This is a genomic window from Paraburkholderia sp. BGA-UO-ETr-F12 (genome assembly GCF_059567945.1).
Window position 1 is genome coordinate 103,387 of sequence record NZ_JCAQOZ010000044.1, and the last position, 10,247, is coordinate 113,633.

The following is a 10,247-nucleotide window of genomic DNA, read 5'->3' on the forward strand; positions in this document are numbered from 1 at the left end:
TAATGCGGGACCCGATGCCCGGCGTAGTGCCATCGCCCGGCAACGGATCGCACGCCGGGCGGCACGCGTTCGCATCATACCCAGGGTCGTTCGCGCCGCGCACATCAAACCGCGCCGGCCAGTAATCCCGCGGCGACGATCAGCAGCACCAGGGCGGCAATCGCGCTGAACCGGTAGTCGCGTTGATGCAGGAACATCCCTAACATCAATATAAGCCGCATTATCGGCAACAGGATAAAAAGCGCGATGCCAGCGGTCATAACATGCATGCCGGCTGATATCGAGAGCATTTCGGGCAGCGTTCGCATGCCGGATAGCGCGCTTGCAAGCTTGCCAAGCTTGCCGTCGCCGGTACGAAGAAGGCTAATTGCAAGGCCGATGGCAACGATGCCCGTTGCCACCCATGTGCCGTAGTGCAGGAGTCTCGCCAGCCAGTGTTCGAGCCGTCTCCCGGTCGACGCGGCGCCGCTCATGCCGACGCGCCGAAGAGGTGGACGCCGAATGCTTCGAGCAGCATCTGCACGGCCAGTACCGCCAGTACCAAGACAAAGAGCACACGCAGCCTGTCGCCCGACAGGCGCGTGAGAACCCGCGCGCCGAGCACGGCGCCGACGACGGAGCCCAAGGCCACCGGGCCGGCGATTGCCGCCACGATGTCGCCGCGCAGGAAGTAAGCGCCGGCGCTGGCTGTCGCCGTCACGCCGATCATGAAGTTGGAGGTGGCGGACGAGACCTTGATCGGCAGACGCAGCGCCGTATCCATCGCCGGAATCTTGAGAACGCCGCTGCCGATGCCGAGCAACGCCGAAATCAACCCCGCGCCGTACATAAGGGACAGGCCCAATGGCACGCGTTGCACGCGATAGTCGACGTCGCGTCCGAGCGCGCGGTCCGGATAGCTCGAATCCAGGCGCAACGCAGCGCCCCACGACTGCGCGCCCGGCACGGCAGTGCCATGACTGATAACCGGATCGGCACGCCGTGCCAGCATTTGCTGGGCGGAGAGCAGCAGAATGACGGCGAAAATAAAAAACAGCACGGGCACCAGAATGAGCCCACTCAACAGGACGCCGGACAACGCGCCGAGCGTGGTGGCGGTTTCCAGAACCACGGCAAGCCGGACATTGGTCAAGCGGCCGCGCAGGAAGGGTGCGGCGCCTCCGCACGAGCAGGCGATCACCGAAACGATGCTGGCGCCAATGGCGATGTGAATGTCGAGGTGGCCGAACATGGTCAGGATGGGCACGATAAAAATGCCGCTCGCCATGCCGAGCACGCCGCCCAGCGCGCTGGTCCCGAGCGACACCGCGAAGAGCCACAGCGTGTAGCCCAGATCCATCGCTGCCTGTGCGCCGGTCATGGCAGGTTCGGCTTGCGCCGGGCGAGGCGGGTAACGAACTGGATCTGATCGCCCCGGTAATACAGCTTTTCATAATCGACCGGGCGGTTTTCGTCGCTGTAGGAGGTTCGCTCGATCAGGAAAATCGGGCTGCCCGTCGCGACTTCGAGGGCCTGCGCAACGGCGGCGTCCGCGGCGATTGCCTCCAGCCGGTATTCCGCTTCGATCAGGGCAACGCCGTACTTCTCTTCGAGCAGCGTGAAGATCGGCTCTGCTTCGAGATCGTTTTCGATGATCTTTTCGCCGATGTCTTTTGGCAGCCAGGTTTCGTCGAACGAAAGCGGCGTGCCGTCGGCGATGCGCACGCGCTGAATGTGGACGACGGGCGTACCCGGTTTGAGCGCCAGTTTGCCGGCCACGGTCTCGCTGGCGGTTTCGACCTGCCGCGCCAATAGACGGGCGCTCGGATGGCGGCCGTGCGCACGCATATCCTCGACAAAACCGCTCAGTTCGGTAAGCGGCTGCGTGAGGCGCGGCTGGGTGACGAAGGTGCCTTTGCCACGGCGGATTTCGATCAGACCGCGCGTAATCAGGTTCTGCACCGTTTTCTGCAGCGTGGTGCGGCTAATGTTGAAACTGGCCAGCAGGCTCGCCTCATTGGGTAATTGTGTGCCCGGCGGATAGGTGCCGTCTGCGATCCGCGCGGCAAGCACTGCTTCGACCTGCGCGTAGAGGGGGAGTTGGCTGTTTCGGTCGGCGTTCATGTATGACATCATGACGTCATGATGTCTTGAAGTCAAGGCAAAACAGGTTGCGCACCAATGGGTGGGGCAGCGGATCGATATGCGCGAAGATAATCTCGCCGGCCTGGACACCGAGGTATCCGTACAGGCCAGGGCGCGGGTCAAGTGAACATCCGCGCGCGATGGTCGACTATCTCGCCGCCCAGTCATGGGTACTCGACGCGTGGTTCGTTCCATGAGCGTCCCTAGGTATTTCACTGACTACGCCTAATGAATCTTTGGATTCCGAATCTTCATGGAAATAGGTGACGGTCCATGGAGGCTTCAGATTCATTACGGGTATAGCGTTCACATAATGCAGACGATAAATAAGTTTTACTTTCCGATTTTCCGTCGCGCCGCCATTGTGTGAGCCAGACAGCCAGTCTATAGCCACAACTCATGCGCTGCGCGGCTGCATTCATGAGAAACGTGGCTTTCATCTTCAGATGAGCATTTCTTAAGATTCCTTAAGAAATTGTTCGTCGATCGTCGTCGTCCGGGAGCGGGTTGGATTTCAGTACTCACGCCCATCCCCGGACCGACGGTCAGGCCAATAAACTGAAAGGAGACGAATCGATGGAAAAGCGCATGATGACCTTGATGTTGCTCGCGGCGGCCACCTTGACCGGCTGCGGAGGTGGAAATGACGTCAGCACGCCGACGCCGCCAAAGCTGTTGACGAACATCGCCGTACCCAATGCTTCGAGCCCACCATTCAGTTTCGACATTGGCTACGTCGAGGCCGGCAAGTACTTTCTTTCCGACCGCAATAACAAGGCAGTCGATGTCGTGGACACCGGATCAAACGCGTTGATCGCACAGATTCCAGGGCCGTTCACCGGTGCCGGCGCCACGACAGACGAGTCCGGTCCTGACGGAATCGTAGGTGTCACCGGCACGAACACGATCTATGTTGGCGACGTCGACTCAGTCAAGGTGATCGATACTGCTGCGCAGAAGACGGTCAACACTATCGTCATCAGTCATTCCGGATCGCGTGTCGATGAAGGGTGCTACGATCCTGACGATCATCTTGTGATGTTCGCAAGTCCCGGAGACTCACCACCGTTCGTCACGTTGATTTCCACGCTGACGCAAACAGCGGTGGCGAAGCTTTCTTTCAATGGTTCGTCGGGGCTCGAAGCGTGTACATATGATCACGCCTCGAAGAGTTTTCTGATCAACAATGATGGGACTGCTGCCAATCCCGATGGCGAACTCGATGTCATCACCGCCAGTTCTGCGGCAGCGGGAAGTCCATCCGTCAGCAAGTCGTTTCCGTTAGGGAAATGTGGACCCGCGGGAATCGTGCTTGGCCCAAATAATGACGTGCTTGTTGGATGCGATCCGCCCGCGGGCGACCCGCTGATCACGCTGATTCTCGACCGTACGAGTGGCGCAATTCAAGCGAGCCTGCCATTTGGCGGGGTGGACCAGGTCAGTTACGATCCGGCTTCCAATCGCTATTTCCTCCCGGCCCGTCATTACGTCACGAGCGGTATCGCCGCGACATCGGGGTTTAGCCCGCAGATGGCCGTAATCGATGGTACGTCACGGCAATTGCTCTTCAAGATTCCGGTGGGCACCGGCGCGCACTCTGTTGCTATCGACAGCACGCTTGGGCGAGTGTATGTGCCGTTCCAGCCCGGTGCGGCCAGCTTCCCCAACGGCGGAATCTCGGTGTTCTCAACCCACTAGTCTGTCGCATGCGGGTCATAGCCCTGGCGGGCCGGACCGGAAGGCGATTGCCGTAGGGACGTTTCCGCGATGGCTCGATGGGCGCCGCCACCCGTGCTCCACGATCCGCTGGGTTTGCGGATATGGGGCGCGGGTGGTGACCGTCTTCATCGTAGCGGACGTTCAAAATCTATCGAAGTCCGCTACGGCAATCCCTCATACGTTTGACTGTCGTGCCCCAATGCCAGTACGTCAGTGATAGGTCGTCGTGGACGACTGCAGCTTCGTCAGCGCGCCGCGTTTGAATCGAAACCAGCCTTGCGAACCTTGCATCACGACCTCATCGCCTTGCCAGAACACGCGCTTGACCGTCATGCGCGTGCCACAGCGCTGCACAAGTGGAGGACGGTCGCGCAAGTCGTACAGCACCGGGCCGGAATCGGTCTGCACGAGCATGCGCTCTACAGTGTCATTGTTCCCGGCCATGTCATCGAAATGCGTGAGCGTGTTCGCGCCAAACCGATCGAAAATTTGCTGGTCGAGCATTGCCGCAAAATCGTGATCGGCGCGCACGAATTGCAGTTTGCCCGAGGGCGTGCCGAGCGGGCCGGACGCGTTGCTTTGCGCATGAACGCAAGTCGCGAAAGTGGCAGCCGCGAGCGCGGCGGCGAAGAGTCGTCTCATGGTGCCTTTCAGGTTTAGCGGTGTGTCTCCGACAAAGGAGCACGGCTCGCCATTGTTTCCGGGGAATATTGTCGTCGATTCTGGTCGGCATGTCGAAGCCCGGCAACTGGCCCAACATGGCTTCAGATGGAATTGACGACTGGCCGACTCCATCTCCGGCCGGCTTGTCAGCAATCCAGGAGCTTTTGTCGAATGCCCCTGATGGGCCGGTTGCCGGTTGGGCCAACTGCGCGCCGAAACCGCTCACGACGGGATCGGACCGACCCCCAGGATACGCATCAATGTCCTCGCGTTTCTCTGCCCCTGATCCTCGAAGCAGTTATTGAAGATCACATGAGTACGGCCCGCCCGCGTCGCGATTGCGCGGATCGACGCGGCCAGTTCGTTCAGTTCGTCGTCGTTATAGTCGTAGTCGAAACGATCGGCGGCGCTTGCCGCGCCCGTCGCGCCCCACGCCTGCGTATTGCGGCCGTGCAGACGCACCATGGCGAGTTCGGGATGCGTTGCTTCCCATACGGTGTGCACGCGGTTCGTCACGTCTGGCGGGGCGTCGACGATCACGTGGACGAGGCCGCGCTCGCGCAGAAAATCGAGTGTCCATTGCGCGTGCTGGTCGTCGAACCAGGTCTGATTGCGAAACTCGACGGCCATCAGATAGTCCGCCATGCGCATCCGGCACGTTTCGACAAGCGCGAGACCGTCCGGCGAGCGGGTGATCCACGGCGCGAACTGAAATAGCACCGCGCCGAGACGACCGCTCGCGCGCAGCGGTTCGAGCGCTTCCCGATAGCGCCGCCATAGTTCGTCGAGAATCTCGGCGGGGAGATCACCGTAATAGACGTTCTTCTTGCGCGGCCCGGTGATGCCCGCCGGCAACGCCATCGCGATGTCTTTGGGCAGGACGTCGGGTGAAGTCTGATGGCCGGTAAAGAGCCGGAACGATTTGAAATTGAACGTGAAGCCGGCGGGCGTGCGCTCGCTCCACAACTGGGAATTGGGTGCCGACGGCAACGCGTAGTAAGCCGAATCGACTTCGACGAGCGGAAACTGCGACGCGTAAAAACGCAGCCTTGCTTCCGCGCTGCTGCTGCCGCGCGGATAAAAGCGCTTGCAGGCGATCAGCGTCTTGTCGGTCCAGCCAGCCGTGCCGCATCGGATGTCCATCGGCGGTCCGTGTGATTGCGCGAAGGACTCCGCTAGGAGGCCGCCTCCGTGTGATCGAGCCACTCGGCGAGTTGGTGCCGCAACTGCGAGATATCGAGCGGCTTGCCGAGCAGCCGTGCGCCCGGGATGGTGTCGCCGATCTCGGCATTCTCGCCATAACCCGACACCAGCAACACGCGGATGTCCGGCTGCTGACCGAGCACCGCGCGCGCCAGGTTGTCGCCGGACATGCCGGGCAACGTCAGGTCCGTGAGCAGCACATCGAAGTGCTGCGTGGGCACCAGTGGCAGCGCTTCTTCGGCGCTCGCGACCGCGGTGCAGTCGAAACCCAGCGCACCGAGCAGATCGTTGAGCGCGTCGCGCGAATCGGCGTCGTCTTCGACTAGCAGCAGACGAGCCGGCGTACCGGCTTGGGGGACCGCCGAACTCGTCAGGGAATCCACTGGCGAGCTCGCGGTGGCGCCTGCGAGCGAACTCCCGGTCAAAGCGGCAACCGCATGCGGACTTTCGCGCGGTTCGGATACGCCGGATGAGCCGGCCGGATCGTACACCGTGCGCGGCACGCAAGGGGCGATGCGTCCATCGCCCACGCTGACGACTCCGGCGTTCAGCACGGCGCGCACCTTGCGCGCGAGATCGTCGCGCCGGTAGGGTTTGGAGAGCAGCGTGATGCCGGCGTCGAGCTTGCCGTGATGGACGATTTCGTCGCGTGTATAGCCGGACGTGAAGAGCGTTGGCACCGTGGGCGAGCGAGCCGCCGCGCGCTGCGCCAGTTCCACGCTTTTTACCTGGCCGGGCATCACGACGTCGGTAAACAGCAGATCGATCGGCACATCGCTGTCGATGAACTCCAGCGCCGCATCGCCACTGGATGCAGTCAACACCTTATAGCCAAGCTGCGCGAGCATTTCGACGGCGGTCAGACGGACATCCGCATCGTCCTCGACCACCAGAATCGTTTCGCCGCCGCCCACCGGCGCCGCAGTCTGATCGGCGGTTTCGACAGTTTCGGGCTCGCAGCAGCGCGGGAAAAATAGCGAGACCGTGGTGCCGCGTCCCAGCTCGCTGTCGATCATCGTATGGCCGCCGCTTTGTCTGACGAAACCGAACACCATGCTCAAGCCCAGGCCGGTGCCATGACCGTCGGGCTTGGTCGTGAAGAACGGTTCAAACACGCGCTCGAGGATTTCGGGCTTCATGCCGGTGCCCGTGTCGGTCACTGAGAACACCACGTATTCGCCCGGCGAGAGTTCCGGTTCGCCACGGCAGAACTGGGCGTCCAGCACACGGTTCGTCGCGCGCACGGTGAGTGTGCCGTCCGCTCGCATTGCATCGCGGGCATTGATCGCGAGATTGAGCAGGGCGTTTTCGAGCTGGTTGCGATCGACCTGCACATTCCACAGGTCGTCGCTCAATACCGTTTCGATCTTGACCGTTTCGCCGAGCGCCCGGTGCAGCATCTCGCTCATGCCGGCCAGCAGGCGGCGCGGGTTCAGCACGGTAGGCGAGAGCGGCTGGCGCCTCGCGAAGGCGAGCAGGTGCGCGGCCAGTTTCGCACCGCGTTTGACGGCGTCGGTTGCGGCGGACAAGCGCCGCAAGGTGGCCGGATTGCAGTCCGCATCGGCGGCGAGCATTTGCAGATTGCCGTTGATCACTTGCAGCACGTTGTTGAAGTCGTGCGCGACGCCGCCTGTCAGGCTGCCGATCGCTTCCATTTTCTGGGCCTGGCGCAACTGCTCTTCGGCGAGCGCGCGTGCCGAGACTTCATCAGCGACGCGTTGTTCGAGTGTTTCGGTCAACTGACGGAGCGATTGCTCGGCGATCTTGCGCTCGTGAATGTCGATCAGCACGCCGGGAAAGCGCGTCGGCTCTCCATGTTCGTTGTACTCGCACCGGCCGTTCGCCTGAACCCACATATAGTCGCCATCGGGGCGGCGAATCCTGTATTCGGCGCGAAATGGCGCGCCGGTGCGTATCGCTTCGCTCGTCAACTGCTCGTTGAGCGACTGGTCATCGGGATGGATTACTTGTGTCGCGGCATGATGCTCGACTCCTTTCGCGGCCTCGTCCAGCGGAAACGAAAAGGTGCGCGCGAAACGTTCGTCGCCGGTGACGGTGCCGGAGCGCACGTCAAGCACCCAGGTGCCGAGCACGGCGCCGGTGTTGAGTGCGAGTTGCAGGCGTTCGTTGGTTTCGCGCAATTCCGCCTCGGCGCGTTGCCGCCAGCGTTCGGTCAGTACGCGCGTGGTGGTTTCGACGACCATCGCGAGGACGCCCGCGGGGGCGCCGCTGTCGTCGGGGACCGGGCTGTAGTAGAGGTCCATCCAGACGTCTTCGGGCTTGCCGTCGCGCAGCAGAACCAGTTCCTTGTCGCGATACGACAGGGTGCCGCCGGCCAGACAGGTCACCATCACATGACGGTTGAAGTCGGCCACTTCCGGCCAGCCGCGTTCGACTGGACAACCGAGCAGATACGGATGCCGTCCGCCCGCGAAAATCGCGTAGGCGTCGTTATAGATCATGTAGCCCGGTTTCCCCCACAGGAGCACGAGGGGCACGGGCGACGCGAGCAGCATTTGAACGGCAGCGGTGAGACTGCGTGGCCAGTCTTTTATGGGGCCGAGGCTGGTCGCACTCCAGTCGAATTCGCTAATGCGCCGCGCCATTTCCCCGTTCCAGCCGGGGCAGCCGTGGTCTTGTGCCGGGAATGGCATTGCTGCGCTCCACAGAGTTCACGTCAATGAGTGTGTCCCCACTCTGCCGACGCGCATGGTGCGCGTGGATGCTCAGCAGGAGGTGGGATGAATCTTCTGCTGTGTACCGCGGGGATGAGGCGGCCACGAAGCGGCTGCGCGGCAGCAATAATTGTAGGCTAGAACGTCTCCTGTTGGCATAACAGAAGGGGCTTTGCGGAGTTCGCCGAACAATCGGCGCAAATCGCCTTGCAAGTTTTACCTGAATCGGTCGGCGTCTGCGCGTTGGATCAGAAAAGAAGCGCATATGTGACTGATTTGAACCGGCCGTCTGCTGCTCGATTGGCGCGAGACGGGCGCGTCCCGGATGCGCGTGGGTGGCGGGAAGGGGCAGGCGTGTTTCGTGCTCCGCGCTCTGGTTCGCTTGTGCTAATGGGCGCAAGGTGCGGGTTGAGCGCCACACCGGATTCGAACTTCAACAAACGCGGACGCCAGAATGCCGAAGAAAAACATCACACGAAACAATAAGTTGCCTAAGCCGGAGGTACGGCAGGCGTTATTGACTGCCCGCCGCAACGCCAAGATGGCGCGTTCGGCGCATGCCTATGTGCGCGGCAACACGAGCAAGTTCTACGAATGGCTCGACGGGATGGAGAGCCACACTTTGCCCGAGGGGCCGGCGATCTGGATCTGCGGCGATTGCCACAGCGGCAATCTTGGGCCGGTCGCCGATGGAGAGGGGCGCGTCGAGATCCTGATTCGCGACCTCGACCAGACGGTGATCGGCAATCCGGCGCACGACCTGATCCGACTTGGGCTGTCGCTGGCGACGGCCGCGCGCGGTTCGGACCTGCCTGGCCTGACCACGGTGCACATGATGGAGGCGTTGGCGGACGGCTACGAGCGCGCCTTCGACGAGGGCGCCGGCGAAGCCGATATCCATGCCGAGAAGCCGGAGGTGGTGAAGGTGGTGATGAAGGAGGCGGTACGCCGTTCGTGGCGTCATCTGGCGGAGGAGCGGATTGAAGATATCGAGCCGACCATTCCGCTGGGCTCGCGTTTCTGGCCGCTGGCCAAGAGCGAGCGGCGCGAAATCGAGGCGTTATTCGAGAAGGGATCGCTGGCGCGGCTTGCGACGGTCTTGCGTGGCGGTGGCGACGACGCGGATGTAGAGGTGCTCGATGCGGCGTACTGGGTGAAGGGATGCAGTTCGCTGGGGCGGTTGCGGTATGCGGTGCTGCTGGATATAGACGGTGCCGCGATGGATGGTGACGACCTTTGCCTGATCGACATCAAGGAAGCCGCGCAGGCGGCAGCGCCGCGGTATCCCGGCGTGCGCATGCCGCGGGATAACGCCGAACGGGTGGTGGAGGGTGCGCGGCATTTGTCGCCATCGCTGGGCGAGCGGATGCGGGCGGCGCGGTTATCGGATCGAGCTGTTGTGATACGGGAGTTGCTGCCGCAGGATATGAAGTTGACGATTGAGCAGTTGACGCAGGATGAGGCGATGAGAGTTGCGCGCTTTCTTGCGCTGGTGGTGGGGAAGGCGCATGCGCGGCAGATGGATGCGGGGGAACGCGCGGGGTGGCTTGCGGAGTTGCGGAGGAATCGGTCGAAGACGCTCGATGCGCCGGGGTGGCTTTGGAAGAGTATTTTAGAGTTGGTGAGTAGTCATGCTGTGGGGTATCTGGAGCATTGCCGGCGGTATGCTAATGAGGGGAAATAAGGGGATTTTTTCGCGGGGCGATGGGGGGTGCTGTTGCTGTTGCTGTTCTGGTGTTGGGCTTTTGGCCTTTCCTTGAATTGTTAGTGGTCTATTAGCGTTGCCCCTGTGCGGGGCGGCACCTACTTTTCTTTGCCTGCCGCAAAGAAAAGTAGGCAAAAGAAAGCGGCTCAAACCGCCAG

General features: G+C 61.9%; 8 protein-coding genes. 2 read left to right on the forward strand and 6 right to left on the reverse strand.

Features of this window, described 5'->3' with window-relative positions; all coding sequences use genetic code 11:
• Window positions 1-104: 104 nt before the first annotated feature.
• Genes AC57B6_RS19210 through AC57B6_RS19220 form a run of 3 tightly spaced genes read right to left on the reverse strand, consistent with a single transcriptional unit; the run spans window position 105 to window position 2,103 of the window.
• Entirely contained in the window at window positions 105-473 is a 369-nt protein-coding gene (locus AC57B6_RS19210) for a DUF1634 domain-containing protein (RefSeq protein WP_028200241.1), read from the reverse strand.
• Window positions 470-1,360 carry a sulfite exporter TauE/SafE family protein gene (locus AC57B6_RS19215; RefSeq protein WP_496421902.1) on the reverse strand — a complete coding sequence of 297 codons (891 nt, stop codon included), beginning with the start codon at window positions 1,358-1,360 and terminating at the stop codon, window positions 470-472. The genes AC57B6_RS19210 and AC57B6_RS19215 overlap by 4 nt, the downstream gene beginning before the upstream one ends.
• Complete coding sequence (locus AC57B6_RS19220) at window positions 1,357-2,103, reverse strand: GntR family transcriptional regulator (RefSeq protein ID WP_144192541.1); 747 nt, start codon at window positions 2,101-2,103, stop codon at window positions 1,357-1,359. The genes AC57B6_RS19215 and AC57B6_RS19220 overlap by 4 nt, the downstream gene beginning before the upstream one ends.
• Window positions 2,104-2,631: 528 nt before the next feature.
• On the opposite strand from AC57B6_RS19220, the gene AC57B6_RS19225 reads away from it, so the two are divergent.
• The gene (locus AC57B6_RS19225; RefSeq protein WP_496421903.1) at window positions 2,632-3,822 is read left to right on the forward strand and encodes a YncE family protein; all 1,191 of its coding nucleotides are present in this window, start codon (window positions 2,632-2,634) and stop codon (window positions 3,820-3,822) included.
• A 231-nt stretch (window positions 3,823-4,053) separates the two neighbouring features.
• Here AC57B6_RS19225 and AC57B6_RS19230 read toward each other — a convergent pair whose 3' ends face one another.
• The 3 genes from AC57B6_RS19230 to AC57B6_RS19240 all read right to left on the reverse strand — a co-directional run bounded on the left by AC57B6_RS19230 (window position 4,054) and on the right by AC57B6_RS19240 (window position 8,363).
• Window positions 4,054-4,485, reverse strand: coding sequence for a hypothetical protein (locus AC57B6_RS19230; protein WP_406868661.1), 432 nt, complete (start codon window positions 4,483-4,485; stop codon window positions 4,054-4,056).
• A 243-nt stretch (window positions 4,486-4,728) separates the two neighbouring features.
• On the reverse strand, window positions 4,729-5,649 hold the full coding sequence (locus AC57B6_RS19235) for a DUF72 domain-containing protein (RefSeq protein ID WP_496421904.1): 921 nt from the start codon (window positions 5,647-5,649) through the stop codon (window positions 4,729-4,731).
• 32 nt (window positions 5,650-5,681) lie between these two features.
• Window positions 5,682-8,363: a response regulator gene (locus AC57B6_RS19240; RefSeq protein WP_496421905.1), complete on the reverse strand. Its 2,682-nt coding sequence runs from the start codon at window positions 8,361-8,363 to the stop codon at window positions 5,682-5,684.
• Window positions 8,364-8,838: 475 nt separating this feature from the next.
• Here AC57B6_RS19240 and AC57B6_RS19245 point away from each other — a divergent pair, with 475 nt between their 5' ends.
• Window positions 8,839-10,068, forward strand: coding sequence for a DUF2252 domain-containing protein (locus AC57B6_RS19245; protein WP_496421906.1), 1,230 nt, complete (start codon window positions 8,839-8,841; stop codon window positions 10,066-10,068).
• Window positions 10,069-10,247 lie beyond the last annotated feature (179 nt).